This is a genomic window from Nocardioides faecalis, from assembly GCF_018388425.1.
GTDB classification, from domain to species: Bacteria; Actinomycetota; Actinomycetes; order Propionibacteriales; family Nocardioidaceae; genus Nocardioides; species Nocardioides faecalis.
In genome coordinates this window covers 731,996-747,304 of sequence record NZ_CP074406.1, presented here as the reverse complement: position 1 = coordinate 747,304, position 15,309 = coordinate 731,996, and the positions used below count along the sequence as shown (strand labels likewise).

Here is a 15,309-nt window from a genome sequence, read left to right as displayed (position 1 = left end):
GGCGGGGACTCCCCCGCCGGCCGCTCGTCATGTTCCGCCTCCGCCGTCGTCAGCGACCGAGCTTGCGCATCAGCTTCAGCGACTTGAGCATCTGGTCGACGTACGCGCCGTAGTCCTGGCCCGGCCGGGCACCCATGACCTGCTTCTTGAGCACCGCGACGTTCTTGGCGTCGGTGTACTTCAGCAGGCCCTGGTCGCCGTGGCGCGCACCCACACCGGACTGCTTGACGCCGCCCGAGGGCGAGCCCTTGGAGGCGTACGCCGTGGCGAGGGCGTCGTTGATGTTGACGTTGCCGGACTCGATACGGGCCGCGACCGCCTCGGCGCGGGCGATGTCGCCGCTCCACACCGACGCGTTCAGGCCGTAGTCGGTGTCGTTGGCGAGCTTGATCGCCTCGTCCACGGTGCGGTAGCGGTGCAGCGCCACCACCGGGCCGAACGTCTCGGTCACCCCGCACACCATGTCCGTGGTCACGCCCTCCAGCACGGTCGGCTCGAAGAACGCCGGACCGATGTCGGGCCGGGCCCGACCGCCGGTGAGCACCGTGGCGCCCTTGGCGACGGCGTCCTCGACGTGCGCGGCGACCCGCTCGCAGTGGTCGGGCGAGACCAGCGAGCCGATCTCCGGGCCGAAGTCGTAGGCCGCGCCGATCTTGAGGTTGGCGGCGCGCTCCACGAAGGCCGCCTTCAGCTCGTCGTACCGGCTCTCGGGCAGGTAGATCCGCTCGATGTGCATGCAGATCTGGCCCGTGTTGCCGAAGACTCCGAAGGAGGCGCTCTCCACCCACTCCTCGACCGGCACGTCGTCGAGCACGATCATCGGGTTCTTGCCACCGAGCTCGAGGCAGGCGCCGATCAGGTTGCGCCCGGCCCGCTCGCCGATCACCCGTCCGGTGGCGGTGGAGCCGGTGAACATCACGTAGTCGGCGTTGTCGATCAGCGTGGGACCGACGTCCGGGCCCTCACCGCACACGACCTGGAACAGCCCCTTGGGCAGCCCGGCCTCCTCCAGCAGCGAGATGCCGAACAGCGGTGAGAGCGCGGTCTTGTTGTCCGGCTTCACCACGACCGCGTTGCCGGCGATGAGCGCCGGGATCGCGTCCGAGAGCCCGGTGGCGAACGGGAAGTTCCAGGGAGCGATGATCCCGACGACGCCCTTGGGCACCCGGACCTCGGTGGCCCCGGAGACCACCGGCACCGGCCCGGCATGCTTCTTCGGCTTGAGCAGCTTCTCCGCGCGGCGGATGTAATAGCTCATCACCATCGGCGGGTCGCAGGTCTCCTCGATCGCCATCCGCCGGTTCTTGCCGGACTCGACCTGGATCAGGTCGGCGACCTTCAGGGCGTTGTCGACCAGCAGGGTGTGCGCCCGCTTGAAGACCTCCACCCGCTTCGCCACCGGCCACCGCGCCCACAGCTCCTGCGCGGCGCGGGCCTCGGCGAACGCGGCCTCGATGTCGGCGGGGGTGGACTGCGGCAGCTCGACCAGCGTCTCGCCGGTGTAGACCTCGGTCAGCTCCCAGGTCGAGCCGCTGCCCCGGACCCGGGAGACCAGGCGCTGCAGCAGCTCGTCGGTGACCGAGTCGGGGCGTCGTACGTCGGCGCCGATGCCCAGGACGCGGGGGTCGGTGGCCGTCACCAGTTCACCCCGCCCAGGATCAGCTCGGCTGCCTTCTCGCCGATCATGTAGCACGGTGCGTTGGTGTTGCCGCCGGTGATCGACGGCATGATCGAGGCGTCGGCTACCCGCAGGCCCTCGATGCCGCGGACCTTGAGGTCGGGAGTGACCACGGCGCGCTCATCGATGCCCATCCGACAGGTGCCGACGCCGTGATAGACCGATGTCGATCGGTTGCGCAGCGCGACGCGCAGCTCCGGTCCGTTGGGGATGTCGGCGCCCGGGTGGATCTCGGACTTGACGCCGCCGCCGAACGCCGCGGACGCCATGATCTCGCGGATCATCTCGGTGCCTTCCGCGAGCACCTCGACGTCGGCGGGGTCGGTGAAGAAGCCGTAGTCGATGAGCGGCGCGGCCATCGGGTCGGCCGAGGCCAGCCGCAGGGTGCCCCGGCTCTTCGGGTAGATCAGCGTGGAGAAGACCGTCAAGCCGGGCCGCGGGTCGGGCATGTGCCGCACCGGCTCGTCCTGGTTCGGGCTCGGGTAGGTCCACGGCAGCGCGTGCAGCTGCAGGTTGGGCACGTCGGTGGCGCTGGAGGTGCGCACGAAGCCGACGGACTCGAACACGGAGTTGTTGAGGAAGGAGTCGCCCTTCATCACGTCGCGGGCCACGCCCTTGGCGAACGTCCAGGGGTTGCCCTTGAACAGGACGCTCGGCACGTGGAACGACATCGGGTGGAACAGGTGGTCGTGCAGGTTGTCACCCACCGGCAGGTCCGCGACGCAGTCGATGCCGACGCTGGCCAGGTGGTCGGCGTGGCCGATGCCCGAGAGCATGAGCAGCTGCGGGGTGTTGGCGAAGCCGGCGGAGACGATGACCTCCTTGGCGGCCCGGATGAACCGGTGGGTGCCGCCGCGGCGGCCGGTGTCGACGACCTCGACGCCGGTGGCGCGACCGTCCTTGATCACGATCTTGGTCGCGTGCACCTGGGTCTGGAACTCCAGTGTCGGCGGGTTCAGGTGGTGCACGTAGCCGCGGGTGGAGGAGTAGCGCAGGCCGTCGGCAGCGTTCTGCTGCATCCGGCCGATGCCCTCCTGCTCGGCGGCGTTGTAGTCGTCGAGGACCTTGACGCCGAGGGTGTCGGCGGTGGCCTGGATGAACTGCAGCGTGGCTTCCTGGGGCGTCTTGTTGCGGGTGATCTTGATCGGCCCGCCGGCGCCGCGGTACTCGTTCTCGCCGTCCTCGAAGTCCTCGTAGCGCTTGAACGCGGCGTTGACGGAGTCGGCGTCCCAGCCGGTGTTGCCCTCGGCTGCCCAGGAGTCGTAGTTGGCGCGGTTGCCGCGCACGTAGACCATGCCGTTGACCGAGGACGAGCCACCGCCGATCTTGCCGCGGGGGGCGGGCATGCGGCGGCCGTCGAGGCCCGGCTGCGGCACGGAGCGGTAGCCCCAGTCGAAGAGGCGCTCGAGCTTGGGCTCGGAGTGCATCGGCCCGATCATGCCGGGCTTCTTGGCGAAGTAGCCATGGAAGCCCTTGTCGTCGGAGGGGCCGGCCTCCAGGAGGATCACGCTCGCCCCGGACTGGGCCAGCCGGCCCGCCACGATGGCCCCGGAGCTGCCGGAGCCGATCACCACGTAGTCGGCCTCGTTGCTGGGTGATTTCTTGCCAGAGCCACGCTTCGCCATCGCGCTTCCCATCCTCGTCGCTGATCGTCCCGGGGCAGGGTGACCCGGCACACATGCACTGTAACGCGTTCTAGTTTCTTCACGAAAGTGTTTCATGTTGGTGATCTGTGCCAGGCGGTCGGCACGCGGCGGCCGGGCCTGGGAGGATGGAGGAATGCGGATCCTCTCCATCCAGTCCTCAGTCGCCTACGGCCACGTCGGCAACTCCGCCGCCGTGTTCCCGCTGCAGCGCCTGGGCCACGAGGTCTGGCCGGTCTTCACCGTGCACTTCTCCAACCACACCGGGTACGGCGACTGGCGTGGTCCGCTGCTCGATCCCGAGGACGTGCGCGCGGTGATCACCGGGATCGAGGACCGCGGCGTGCTGCCCAGCTGCGACGCGGTGCTCTCGGGCTACCAGGGCTCCCCCGAGGTCGCGGAGGTCATCGTGGACGCGGTGAAGCGGGTCAAGGCGGCCAACCCGGCGGCGACGTACACCTGCGACCCGGTGATGGGCAACGCCAAGTCGGGCTGCTTCGTCAACCCCGCGATCCCGCCGGTGATCCGCGAGCACGTGGTCCCGGTCGCCGACATCCTCACCCCGAACCAGTTCGAGCTCGGCTTCCTCACCGGACGCGACGCGCTCAGCGAGCCGGCGCCGGTCGAGGACGTGCTGAGTGCTGCCGACGAGGTGCGGCAGATGGGCCCCAGCACGGTGCTGGTCACCTCGGTCGAGCGGGCCGGCGCGCCCGAGGACGTGATCGAGATGGTCGCCGTGACCGCGGACGGCGCCTGGATCGTGCAGACCCCGCGGCTGCCGATGAAGGCCAACGGCTCCGGCGACATCACCGCGGCGCTGTTCACCGCGCACCTGCACGAGACGGGCTCGGCCGAGACCGCGCTCTCGCGCACCACCGCCTCGGTGTTCGACGTCCTCGACACGACCCTGCGCTCCGGCGAGCGGGAGCTGCGGCTGATCGAGGCCCAGGAGGCCATCGCCCACCCGGTGGAGCGGTTCGAGGTCCGTCGGCTGCGCTGACTAGGATCGCCCGCGTGCCTCCGGGCGCGCGCCGGTGTAGCTCAGTTGGTAGAGCGTCTTACTTGTAATAAGAGGGTCGCGGGTTCGATTCCTGTCACCGGCTCCACATGATGTCTCAGGGCATCGGCACGACTCGCCGTAGGACGCAGGCGCGCGGCCCCGCAGCCTGCGGGACCGCGCGCCTGTGCGTCGCTCGGCGTGGCTTGGAACGACCGGCGTCCCTCAGACGGCGAGCTCCGGCTCCGGCGCCGGCTCGTCCTTGGCTCCCCGGTCGGGCACGTGCCGCGGACCCATCGGCGCGTGCGGCTTCGCGCTCGGCCGATTCACCCAGCGGTCGACCAGGAGCAGGTTGACCAGCAGGCCGATGACACCCCAGACCGCGAGCACCAGCAGGTCCCGACCGATTCCGGTCCCGTCGAAGTAGACGATGGAGCGGGCGATGTCGACGGCCGCAGGCAGCGGCAGCCAGGAGCCGATGGCGCGGAACAGCTCGGGGACCATGTAGATCGACAGCCCACCACCGGACGCAGGCACCCCGGCCAGCATGACCACGACCATGACGGGGACCAGGGCGCCGAGCCCGAAGACCCGGGTGAAGACCCCGGTCACCCAGCCGACCGCGAAGACCGTCAGCGCGCCGTAGCCGATCAGCTCCAGGGCATGGCCGTTCACGGCGCCGATCAGCACGTCGAACAGGAACCACAACCACACCGAGATCCCCACCGACCAGCCGGCCACGAGCGGGAGCAGCTCGCGGGTGCGGGTCAGGTCGGGGGCGCCGCCGCGCAGCACGGTGAGGAACAGGAAGCCGGCCATGATCCAGGACATCCCGACGTACATGCTGTTGCTGCCGCCGGTGTCATCCTCGGTCAGCGGGGCGACGTCGCGCACCTGCAGGCCGACGCCGCTCTCGGCGGCCACCGCACGGAACATCTGGGTGACGGCGTTCTGCTGCGCGGCGCCGGCGCCGCCGGCGGTCAGCAGCCGCGCCTCGCCGCCCTGCTCGACGGGCAGCACGTAGGCCGCCACCAGGTCCTGCTCGTCAAGCCGCTCCTCGGCCTCCTCGACGGAGCCGAGGACCTCGAGCTCGGTGGTGTCGCCCAGACCGGGGCCCATTGCGTCGACGAAACCCTGCGCCTGCGCCGCGTCGCCCACGACGGCGACAGGCATGCCCACGACCGTCGGCTCGTGCATCGAGAAGCTCATCAGGGTCACCACGCTGAGCATGATCGCGAGCGGGAAGCCCGCCACGGCCAACAACCGCTTGCGATAGCTCGCCACCGGACCGCCGGACAGTGCCGGCAGCGGTGCGTCGGGGTCGATGTAGAGGGGGCCACCGACCACCAGCAGCCCGGAGCGGCGCTCCTTGAGCACGGCCAGCAGCGTCGCGCCGACCAGCCACGCCGCCAGGACGCCCACGTGACGCCAGGCGGCACCGGCCTCGAAGTAGATGACGGCGCGCAGCGCCTCGCCGGCAGCCGGCAACGGCAGCACGTCGTGCAGCCAGCCGAAGAAGCCGGGCATGCTGTGCACCGGCATCGCCAGGTTCGAGGAGGGCATGCCGAAGATGACCCACAGGAGCATGCCCAGCAGCACCGCGAACGGGCCGAGCACCTTGGTGAACAGCATCTGGGCCACACCGACCGCCGTCACCGCGAGGGTGCCGAGCCCCAGGAAGAGCGGGTAGTGGCCGTCCACCGCACCGACCACGGGCCCGAGGATCAACCAGACGAGTGAGCTGGTCAGCGCACCCCAGCCCAGGGCGAGCGGGAGGAACTTGCGCACCCGCAGCAGGTTCGGTGCGGCCATCAGGATCGTGCTCAGCGGCACGTAGCCGGCGAGCATCAGGCCCATCGCGGCGAAGAGCACCATCGTGCCCGAGGAGTCACCGTCGGGCAGCGGCGCGAGGTCGACGTCGGCCACCGTCCAACCGGCGGCGAGCGCGGCGGGGCCGAGCAGGTTCTGCACGGTCCCGGCCGCGGACGCGCCGCCCGCGGACGCGCGGTAGACGGTCGCCTCCCCACCCGGGGCACCGTCGGCGGGCAGCAGGATCGCGCCGGTGACCTCCTGGTCCGCGATCAGCTCCTTCGCGGTCGCGTCGTCGGCGACGACCCGTACGTCGAGCGCGCCGTCGGCGCCGTCCTCGAGCTGCTCGGCGAACTGCTCGGCGGCCGCACCGGTCCCGACGACGGCGACAGGCAGGTCCTGCAACGTCGGCTCGTGCATGGTCGCCACGTAGGTGGCGTACATCATCGTGACGATCAGGAAGGGCATCACGAAGAGCGCGATCAGCCGGCCCTTGCGCTCCGCGGGCGTCTCGGGGGGCGGCGGCGGGTACTTCTCCCTCGCGCTGCTGCCCACGCCCGCGGCACCCCGCTCGCCGTCGGGGTCGGACTGGTAGGTCGTGCTCACGCTGTCTCCCTCGCGCGGTCCGCCCGGACCGCTGCTCCCTGCCGTCGGTGGCGACGGCACCCGAGGAGCGTAAGTCACATGACTTACGCTGTCGAAATCGGCTGTCGGAGCCGGCACGGGCTACGGTTCCCGCGACACCGACGTCAGGAGGGGCCATGGGGAGCAACGCCCGAGAGAGCCTGCTCGACGCCGCCGAACGGCTCTTCGCCGAGGACGGCATCGCGCACGTCTCGGACCGTCGCGTCGCCGAGGCAGCGGGCAACACGAACCACTCCGCGGTCCGCTACTACTTCGGCGGCCGCGAGGGCCTGCTTCGTGCCCTGCTGGACCGTCAGCTCGACAGCGTGGAGCCCGAACGGGCCCGGCTGCTGGCCGCCTCCGACTCCCTGCTGGGCGACATCCAGGCCCTGATCCTCCCGGTCACCGATGACCTCGCCGCGCTGCCCACCCCGAGCTGGCGCGCGCGGTTCCTGAACCAGGTGCAGCACGACCCCGTCGCCGCGGCACTGCTGCGCGCCAGCGGGGACCGGGCCCCCGCCGCGACCCGGATCGTGCGTTCGATCATCGAACGGATGCAGCACCTGGACCGGGCGATCGCCGAGGGTCGGGCGAGCCTGATGCTGCACGTCGTCACCACCGCGTGCGCGCAGATCGAGGAGCGGGCGCACCGCTCCGGCGAGCCGGCACAGTGGCCGGGAGCCGGGCACTTCCTGTGCGACGCCATCGCCGGCATGCTCCAGGCCCCGGTCACCCCTTTCCCCCCGGGCGCCCCGGCCCCGTCCGGGTCGGGCGATGAATCGGGGGCCACCGCCTAGTCTCGGCATCGTGGACCTCCCCGTGATGCCGCCGCTGCAGCCGATGCTCGCCAAGGCGGTCTCCGGCGTTCCGGACCCCGCTCAGATGTTGCGGTACGACGCCGAGGGACTGAGCTTCGAGCCGAAGTGGGACGGGTTCCGCTGCATCGTCTTCCGCGACGGCGACGAGGTCGAGCTCGCCAGCCGCAACACCAAGCCGCTGACCCGCTACTTCCCCGAGCTCGTCGCGGCGATCAAGGCCGAGCTGCCGCAGCGCTGCGTGCTGGACGGGGAGATCTTCGTGGCCCAGGACTCCGCCGACGGCGTACGGCGCCTGCAGTTCGAGGTGCTCCAGGAGCGGATCCACCCGGCCGCCTCGCGGGTGAGGCTGCTGGCGGAGGAGACGCCGGCGGAGCTCGTCGCCTTCGACCTGCTCGCCCTCGACGACGTCTCCTACCTGGACCGGCCGTTCGCCGAGCGGCGCGCGGCGTTGGAGCAGGCACTCGCGCACCTCGCCGACGACGAGGGCGGGCGCTGCCACCTGACCCGGACCAGCACCGACCCGGCCGTCGCGCAGGAGTGGTTCGAGATCTTCGAGGGTGCCGGGCTCGACGGCGTCGTCGCCAAGCCGCTGAGCGCGCCGTACTCCCCCAACGCGCGCACGATGTTGAAGATCAAGCACGAGCGGACCGCGGACGTGGTGCTCGCCGGCTACCGCGAGCACAAGACGAGCACGCCGGAGAACCCGTTGCTGGGCAGCCTGCTGCTGGGCCTGTACGACGACGCCGGCGAGCTGCAGCACATCGGCGTCTCCGCCAGCTTCACCGCCAAGCGCCGCGCCGAGCTGTGGCAGGAGCTGCAGCCGCTGGTGTGCCCGATCGCCGAGCACCCGTGGGGCAGGTGGCAGGAGCTCCTGGTCGCCAACCCCTCCCGGGTGCCGGGCACGCAGAGCCGGTGGAGCCAGGGCAAGGACCTCACCTTGACCCCGCTGCGTCCCGAGCGCGTCCTCGAGGTCAAGTACGACGCCATGGAGGGCACCCGGCTGCGCCACACCGCGCACTTCAAGCGCTGGCGGCCGGACCGGGAGCCGGCCTCGTGCGGCTACGACCAGCTCGAGGTGCCGGTGCGCTACGACCTCGCGGACGTGCTCGCCGACGTCTGATCCCTCGACCCGCGTGGGCACTGCCTGCAGGATGGGGGCCATGAGCACCGAAGCCAGGCCCCTGCCGGACCGCTACGCCGTCGTGCTGCTCGTGGAGCAGGCACTCTCCCCCGCGGACGCCGCACAGGTCCGCGCGCTGCACGAGGAGCTGGACTCCGAGCCCACCACGGACGTCACCTACCACGTCCTGCTGCCGATGGCCGACGCCGCCGCGGCGGTCGAGGCCTCACTCGGCGTCATGGGTGGCGCGGACCTGGTGACCCCGCCGATCACCCCGTCGAGCGAGGAGATCGAGACCCTGCGCGAGGAGTACCGCGAGCAGGCCGACCGCGACCTCGAGAAGTCCGTGCAGGCGCTCAGCGCGGCCGGCGGCACCGTCGTGGACCGCGACGTCGTCACCGACTCCCCGGTCGACGCGCTCATCGACAAGGTGCGCGAGGTCAACGGCCAGGAGGCGATCATCCTGACCCAGCCGCACCTGGTCGCGGAGTTCTTCCACGTCGACTGGACCTCGCGGGCCCGGCGCAAGCTGGGCGTGCCCGTGCTGCACCTGCTCGAGCACGAGCCCAGCCGGGACTGAGCCGGAGCCCCAGGGCCCGGCACCGTCAGTCCCGGCGGTTGCCGTCGTCGTCCCAGTGCTCGGCCACCTTCTTCGACGGCTGCACCCGCGGCGGCTCGCCCGGCATCTTCGGGTAGTCGGGCGGGAAGCTGAGCTCGCCCTCACCGGCGTCGACCTGGGCCTGCCACAGCTCCAGCAGCGGCTCCAGGGAGAACGCCTCCTCGTCCATCCCGGCCCACGCATGCGAGCCGTCGGCGACCCGCTCCGGCACGGTGAACAGGTTCAGCCCGCGCGGGTCGCTCAGGTCGGCCAGCTCCTGCCACGTCACCGGGGTGGAGACGGGCGCACCCGGCAGCGGGCGCAGCGAGTAGGCGGAGGCGATGGTGCGGTCGCGGTTGTTCTGGTTGTAGTCGACGAAGATCCGCTCACCGCGCTCCTCCTTCCACCACGCGGTGGTGACCTGGTCGTCGCGGCGAGCGAGCTCGCGGCCGAGACCGATGGCGGCGTGCCGCACGTCGGTGAACTCCCAGCGCGGCTCGATCCGCACGTAGACGTGCACCCCGCGGTTGCCCGACGTCTTGACGTAGCCGGTCATCCCGAGCTCGGCGAGCAGCTCGCGTACGACGCCCGCGACGCGGACGACGTCGGTGAAGGTGGTGCCGGGCTGTGGGTCGAGGTCGATGCGCAGCTCGTCGGGGTGGTCGACGGCCGCGCGTCGTACGGGCCAGGGGTGGAAGGTGAGCGTGCCCATCTGGGCGCACCACACGGGGACCGCGATCTCGGTCGGGCAGACCTCCTCGGCGGTGCGGCCCGAGGGGAAGGTGATCTCCACCGACTCCAGGTAGTCGGGCGCGCCCTTGGGCACGCGCTTCTGGTAGAACGCCTCGGCGTCGTTGTCACGCGGCCCCGTCGCGAGCCGGTAGCCCTCGCGGACCCCGGACGGCCACCGCTCCAGTGCGGTGGGCCGCTCGCCCAGGGCGCGCATCAACGGCTCGCCGACGGCGACGAAGTACTCGGCCACCATCAGCTTGGTGACCTCGGGCGTGGAGTCGGTCGCCTCGTAGATCACCCGGTCCGGGCTGGACACCCGGACCTCGCGGTCGCCGGCCGTCACCACGGCGGCGGGGGTCTTGGCCATGGCGGGAGCCTACGGCCTGCCCCGCCGCCCCCGCGGCGATCGCCACCGGCGACGGCGAGGTTCGTGCCGGCTCAGGCCTCCTCGACGGGCTCCAGCGTCAGGCTGATCGAGTTGATGCAGTACCGGTCGCCGGTCGGGGTGCCGTACCCGTCGGGGAAGACGTGGCCGAGGTGGGAGCCGCAGCTGGCGCAGCGCACCTCGGTGCGCACCATCCCGTGCGACTTGTCCTCGATGTACTCGATGGTGTCGCTGACCGGCTGGTAGAAGCTGGGCCAGCCGCAGCCGGAGTGGAACTTCGTGTCGGACTCGAAGAGGGTGGCCTGGCAGGCCTTGCACTTGTAGACACCCTTGGTCTCGGTGTCGGTGTACTCACCGGTGAAGGCGCGCTCGGTGCCCGCCTGGCGGAGCACCTGGTACTCCTCGGGAGTGAGCTCTGCGCGCCACTCCTCGTCCGTCTTGTCGACCTGGTAACCCATCTCTCCAGCGTACTCAGCGACCCCACGGGCCCACGTGGTCCCCACGCGGTCAGGCCACGGGCATCCCGGCGGCGCGCCAGGCCGCGAAGCCGCCGACGACGTCGGTGGCCCGACCGATGCCGAGCCGCTGCAGGGACTCCGCGGCCAGCGAGGAGGTGTAGCCCTCCTGGCACAGCACGATCACCCGGGTCCCGAAGCCGGCCTGCGGCAGCGCCGCGTCGCTGCGCGGGTCGAAGCGCCACTCCAGCACGTTGCGCTCCACCACCAGCACCGGCAGAGCGGGGTCCACCTCGCCGTCGGCGGCGCGCTGGGCGGCGGGACGGATGTCGACGAGGAGGCCGTCGGCGGCGATCAGCTCCTGGAAGGCGGCGCGGGCGCTGATCCGGTCCAGCCGGGCCCGGGCGTCGGCGAGCATCGCGTCGATGCCGTCGTACGACGCCGCCGGGCTCACGTCGACGGGCAGGGCGCTCACCACTCCTCCCCGGCCCGCTCGACGCCGAGCGGCTCGAGCCGGTCGCCGCGGAAGCGGAACCGGGTCATGGTGCTCAGCCGCGGCGAGTAGGCGTGCAGCGACAGCGCGGGCGCCTGGGTGGGGTTGCGCACGTCGTGGGCGTAGCCGGCGCTGAAGGCCTTGCCGTCGCCGGCGTGCACGTCGAACAGCCGCAGGCCGCCGTCGAAGGTGTGCTCGACCAGCGAGCCGGCGAGGACGGTGAACGCGCCGGCGGCGGATCCGTGGTCGTGCCAGTCGGTGCCGGAGCCGGGCGGCCAGGAGATCAGCCAGAGCTCGTAGGCCTCGGTGGTGAGCAGGCGCACCCAGGAGCGTTCGGGGGCGGTCGGGTCGAGCAGGTGGTGCAGGTCGGGGTCGGCGGCGTGCTCACGCACGACCTCGAGCAGCGGCAGCACGGCGAGCTGCGTCATGAGGGACGTCCTTGAGGTGTCGTTGTCGGTGCTGGATCAGAGGTCGATCAGCGACGACGACAGCGCAGCCGCGCACCACGCGAAGTGGCGTGGCGGGCGGCTGACGAGTCGGACATGCCTCGATTGTCGACTAAGTCGATGAACTTTGCAACCCGAACCTGCGGGCCAGGCGCGCGCCTCAGGGCAGCAGGTCCACCAGATCGCCGACGTCGATGCGGCGCCCGGTGTAGAAGGGCACCTCCTCGCGCACGTGGCGCCGCGTCTCCGAGCCGCGCAGGTGCCGCATCAGGTCGACGATGCGGGACAGGTCGTCGGCCTCGAAGGCCAGGATCCACTCGTAGTCGCCGAGCGCGAAGCTGGGCACCGTGTTGGCCCGCACGTCGGGGAAGCCGCGCGCCATCTGACCGTGCTCGGCGAGCAGGCGGCGCCGCTCGGCGTCCTCCAGCAGGTACCACTCGTACGAGCGGACGAACGGGTAGACGGCCACGTAGTCGTGGGTGCGCTCATCGGCGAGGAACGCCGGCAGGTGGCTGCGGTTGAACTCCGCGGGGCGGTGCAGCGCCATCTGCGACCACACCGGGGCGAGCCGGGAGCCGAACGCCGTGCGGCGCAGCCGGTGGTAGGCGCTCTGCAGCGCGTCGCTGGACTCGGCGTGCCACCAGACCATCAGGTCCGCGTCGGCACGCAGGCCGGCGACGTCATACACGCCGCGGACGACGACGTCGGCCTCGGCGAGCTCGGCGAACAGCGCGGCCACCTCGTCGGCCTCGGCCTTGCGCGCCACGTCGTCGGCCCCGAGCGGTCGCTCGAGCCTGAAGACCGACCACATCGTGTAGCGGATCTTCTCGTTCAGCTCGTTGATCTTCGCCGCGTTGGACTTGATGTGCGCCTGGGGATCCGACATGCCTCCATTGTGCCCACCGCGATCACCCCCGGCCGAACCCGGCCCCGTGGACCGGCCGCTCAGCCGAGGGCGGCGACCGCCCGGTGCGCGGAGGCGATGGTGGCGGGGATGCCGACCCCGTCGTACGCCGCGCCGCAGACGGCCAGGCCGCCCACGCCGGCCACGGCCGCCCGGATCCGCGCGACCCGCTCGAGGTGGCCGACCCACAGCTGCGGCAGGCCGGCGCCCCAGCGCTGCACGTGGGCGTCGAGGGGCGCCGCGCGCAGCCCGGTGGCCTCGGTCAGGTCGGTCAGGGAGGCCGCGACGAGCTCCGCGTCGGGCACCTGCAGGGTGGCCTCCTCGCCGAACCGGCCGATCGAGGTGCGCAGCACGAGCAGGTCGTCGGCCGCGCCGGCGGCGCGGACCCAGTCCCACTTGGCGAAGGAGAACGTCGCCGCCTTGATCCGCCGCCCGTCCACCGGCGGCACCAGCAGGCCCGAGGCGCCGATGTCCACGGCGGCGGCCTCGCCGGCCCGGAAGGCCAGCGTCACCACCGCGACGGAGGCGTAGCGGATCTCCGACAGCTCCGCGGCCGCGTCGGGGGCGACCTCGGCGAGCAGCCGGGCCGCAGGCGCGGCCGGTACGGCGAGCACCAGCTGCTCGGCGCGCTCGGCGCCGGCGGCGGTGTCGACGACGAACCCGGTGCCGTCGCGGCGCACGGCGGTGACCGGGGCGCCGTAGCGGACCTCGCTGCCTGCGCGGCCGGCGAGGTCGTCGGCGAGCGCGGCCGGCAGCTGCCACATGCCCCCGTCGACGGCCGCGAAGACGGGGGCGGCGGGCTCGGGGGCCGGTGGCAGCGTGAAGTCCGGGCGGGCGGCGAGGTCGAGCAGCTGCGGCGCGGCGCACAGCGTGGAGATCCGGCGCGCCTGGCCGGCGTACACCCCGCCGAGCAGCGGCTCCACCATCCGGTCGACGACCTCGTCGCCGAAGCGGGCGGCCACCAGGTCACCGACCGAGGCGTCGCCGTCGACGCTCACCGGCCGCTGGGCCCGGGCGCGGGCGAGCCCGGCGTCGGAGAGGATGCCGGTCTCGGCCAGGTCGTCGAGGTCGAGCGGGGCGCCCATCAGGGTGCGCGGCAGCCGGCGCAGCGCGCCCCGGGTCCAGATCCGGGTGGCCGCCTGCGTGGGGTGCACCAGCTGCAGGCCGGCGGCGTCGGCCAGCGCGGCGCCCTCCGGCCGGCGGTGCAGCATGGCCTCGGCGCCGACGTCGGCCACGACCCCGGCCACCCGCTCCCCGCGCAGCTTGCCCCCCGGACGGTCGGCGGCCTCCAGCACGAGGACCTCGTGGCCGTCCTCGGCCAGGCGCCGGGCAGCAGCGAGGCCGGCCACCCCGGCACCGACGACGATCGTGCGACTCATCCCCCCAGGTTGCCAGAGGGAACCGCAGCGGCTCCGGCCCCGTCACAGCCGCATGACCTCCTTCACCGACCGCTCCCCCGCCCCGTTCCCGCCGCCGGCCCCGGGCGTGCCCCCCGTGTCATCGGTGCCGCCACCCTCGGCCGCGCCCTCTCCACCATCGGCGCCGCGGCCGCCCCGGCCCGCCTCGGCTCGCCGGCGCCTGCTCGCCCTGGCGGGGGTCATGGCCGTCCTCCTCACCGCCGGGGTCGCCGCCTGCTCCGGCGGCTCCTCGGACTCCGCCGCGACCGAGGACGTCTCGATGACGCAGCGGGCCCCGGCCGACGACTCCGGGGCAGAGAGTGACGGTGGTGCGGCCGGCACCACCGAGGGGGAGGCCGGCGCGGCCGACGACAAGCCGGCGGGGCCGGCGAGCCCCGGACGGCAGGCCGACGAGCTGGACCTGGATGCTCCGGCGATCATCGCCACCGGCACCGTCAGCCTGCGCGCCGACGACGTGGCGGCGGCGAGGCTCGCGGTCCGCAAGGTGGTCGACGGCGTCGGCGGCCGGGTCGCCGAGCAGGAGGCGGCCACCGACGACGACGGCGACGTCAGCGACGCCCGGCTGGTGCTGCGGGTGCCGAGCAGGTCGTTCTCCGGGGTGATCGACGCACTGGAGGACGTCGCCGAGCTCACCGACTCCACGACCTCCGAGCGGGACGTGAGCGCCGAGGTCGTCGACGTGGAGGCCCGGTTGCGGGCGCAGCGCAAGAGCGTGGCGCGCATCGAGGCGCTGCTCGCCCGCGCCCAGAGCCTGGAGCAGATCGTGACCATCGAGAGCCAGCTGGCCACCCGGCAGGCCGACCTGGACGCCCTGCTCGCCCGCCAGGCGCAGCTGGCGGACCAGACCGGCGAGTCCACGATCAACGTCTACCTCTCCCGTGCCGGTGAGCGCGAGGAGCCCGAGCGCGAGGACGCCGACGGGTTCCTCGGCGGGCTCAAGCAGGGCTGGGACAGCTTCGTGGACGGCACCACCGCCGTGCTCACCGTGGTCGGGTTCGCCGTGCCGTGGCTGCTGTTGCTCGCCGTCCTCGCCGTGCCCGGCCGGATGCTGGTGCACCGAGTGCGCCGCCGGCTGCGCGCCCAGAGCGCGGTCGATGCAACGGGCGGCGGAGCGGGCGGCGCGGGTGGCGGGGCCGGCTCTCCCGGCCCGGCAGCCTCCTGACCGCCGGGAGGCCTGCTCGGCAGGGGG

Annotated in this window: 14 protein-coding genes and 1 tRNA gene; 6 read left to right on the top strand and 9 right to left on the bottom strand. The window is 72.5% G+C overall.

What is annotated here, in order from left to right:
• Positions 1-49 precede the first annotated feature (49 nt).
• Complete coding sequence (locus KG111_RS03460; RefSeq protein ID WP_249666278.1) at positions 50-1,639, bottom strand: succinic semialdehyde dehydrogenase; 1,590 nt, start codon at positions 1,637-1,639, stop codon at positions 50-52.
• Positions 1,636-3,303: a GMC family oxidoreductase gene (locus tag KG111_RS03455; RefSeq protein WP_205290746.1), complete on the bottom strand. Its 1,668-nt coding sequence runs from the start codon at positions 3,301-3,303 to the stop codon at positions 1,636-1,638. Before KG111_RS03455 ends, KG111_RS03460 begins: the two co-directional genes overlap by 4 nt.
• A gap of 154 nt (positions 3,304-3,457) precedes the next feature.
• Here KG111_RS03455 and pdxY point away from each other — a divergent pair, with 154 nt between their 5' ends.
• Both pdxY and KG111_RS03445 read left to right on the top strand, forming a co-directional pair.
• Complete coding sequence (pdxY, locus tag KG111_RS03450; protein ID WP_205290747.1) at positions 3,458-4,321, top strand: pyridoxal kinase PdxY; 864 nt, start codon at positions 3,458-3,460, stop codon at positions 4,319-4,321.
• A gap of 30 nt (positions 4,322-4,351) precedes the next feature.
• Positions 4,352-4,427 (top strand) — tRNA-Thr (locus KG111_RS03445).
• Positions 4,428-4,543: 116 nt separating this feature from the next.
• Here the strand turns inward: KG111_RS03445 and KG111_RS03440 are convergent.
• Positions 4,544-6,733: an ABC transporter permease gene (locus KG111_RS03440; protein ID WP_205290748.1), complete on the bottom strand. Its 2,190-nt coding sequence runs from the start codon at positions 6,731-6,733 to the stop codon at positions 4,544-4,546.
• Between the two features lie 155 nt (positions 6,734-6,888).
• Between KG111_RS03440 and KG111_RS03435 the strand changes: the two genes are divergently transcribed.
• From KG111_RS03435 to KG111_RS03425, 3 genes are read left to right on the top strand one after another with little or no spacing between them, the layout of a single operon-like run.
• A complete protein-coding gene (locus KG111_RS03435) occupies positions 6,889-7,548 on the top strand; it encodes a TetR/AcrR family transcriptional regulator (RefSeq protein ID WP_205290749.1) in 660 nt (219 codons plus the stop codon).
• A 10-nt stretch (positions 7,549-7,558) separates the two neighbouring features.
• Complete coding sequence (locus KG111_RS03430) at positions 7,559-8,689, top strand: ATP-dependent DNA ligase (RefSeq protein ID WP_205290750.1); 1,131 nt, start codon at positions 7,559-7,561, stop codon at positions 8,687-8,689.
• 40 nt (positions 8,690-8,729) lie between these two features.
• Positions 8,730-9,269, top strand: a complete 540-nt coding sequence (locus tag KG111_RS03425; protein ID WP_205290751.1) for a hypothetical protein — start codon at positions 8,730-8,732, stop codon at positions 9,267-9,269.
• Positions 9,270-9,294: 25 nt separating this feature from the next.
• Here the strand turns inward: KG111_RS03425 and KG111_RS03420 are convergent, their stop codons facing one another.
• The 6 genes from KG111_RS03420 to KG111_RS03395 form a co-directional block, all read right to left on the bottom strand.
• A complete protein-coding gene (locus KG111_RS03420; protein ID WP_205290752.1) occupies positions 9,295-10,386 on the bottom strand; it encodes a DNA polymerase domain-containing protein in 1,092 nt (363 codons plus the stop codon).
• A 71-nt stretch (positions 10,387-10,457) separates the two neighbouring features.
• Positions 10,458-10,862: a peptide-methionine (R)-S-oxide reductase MsrB gene (gene msrB / locus KG111_RS03415; protein WP_205290753.1), complete on the bottom strand. Its 405-nt coding sequence runs from the start codon at positions 10,860-10,862 to the stop codon at positions 10,458-10,460.
• 49 nt (positions 10,863-10,911) lie between these two features.
• A complete protein-coding gene (locus KG111_RS03410; RefSeq protein ID WP_249666277.1) occupies positions 10,912-11,334 on the bottom strand; it encodes a rhodanese-like domain-containing protein in 423 nt (140 codons plus the stop codon).
• Positions 11,331-11,780, bottom strand: coding sequence for a cysteine dioxygenase (locus KG111_RS03405; protein WP_205290754.1), 450 nt, complete (start codon positions 11,778-11,780; stop codon positions 11,331-11,333). Before KG111_RS03405 ends, KG111_RS03410 begins: the two co-directional genes overlap by 4 nt.
• Before the next feature lie 178 nt (positions 11,781-11,958).
• Positions 11,959-12,684: a hydrogen peroxide-dependent heme synthase gene (hemQ, locus tag KG111_RS03400; protein WP_205290755.1), complete on the bottom strand. Its 726-nt coding sequence runs from the start codon at positions 12,682-12,684 to the stop codon at positions 11,959-11,961.
• Between the two features lie 59 nt (positions 12,685-12,743).
• Positions 12,744-14,081 carry a protoporphyrinogen/coproporphyrinogen oxidase gene (locus KG111_RS03395; RefSeq protein WP_205290756.1) on the bottom strand — a complete coding sequence of 446 codons (1,338 nt, stop codon included), beginning with the start codon at positions 14,079-14,081 and terminating at the stop codon, positions 12,744-12,746.
• Positions 14,082-14,301: 220 nt separating this feature from the next.
• Here KG111_RS03395 and KG111_RS03390 point away from each other — a divergent pair, with 220 nt between their 5' ends.
• The gene (locus KG111_RS03390) at positions 14,302-15,282 is read left to right on the top strand and encodes a DUF4349 domain-containing protein (RefSeq protein ID WP_205290757.1); all 981 of its coding nucleotides are present in this window, start codon (positions 14,302-14,304) and stop codon (positions 15,280-15,282) included.
• The last annotated feature ends 27 nt before the right edge of the window (positions 15,283-15,309 follow it).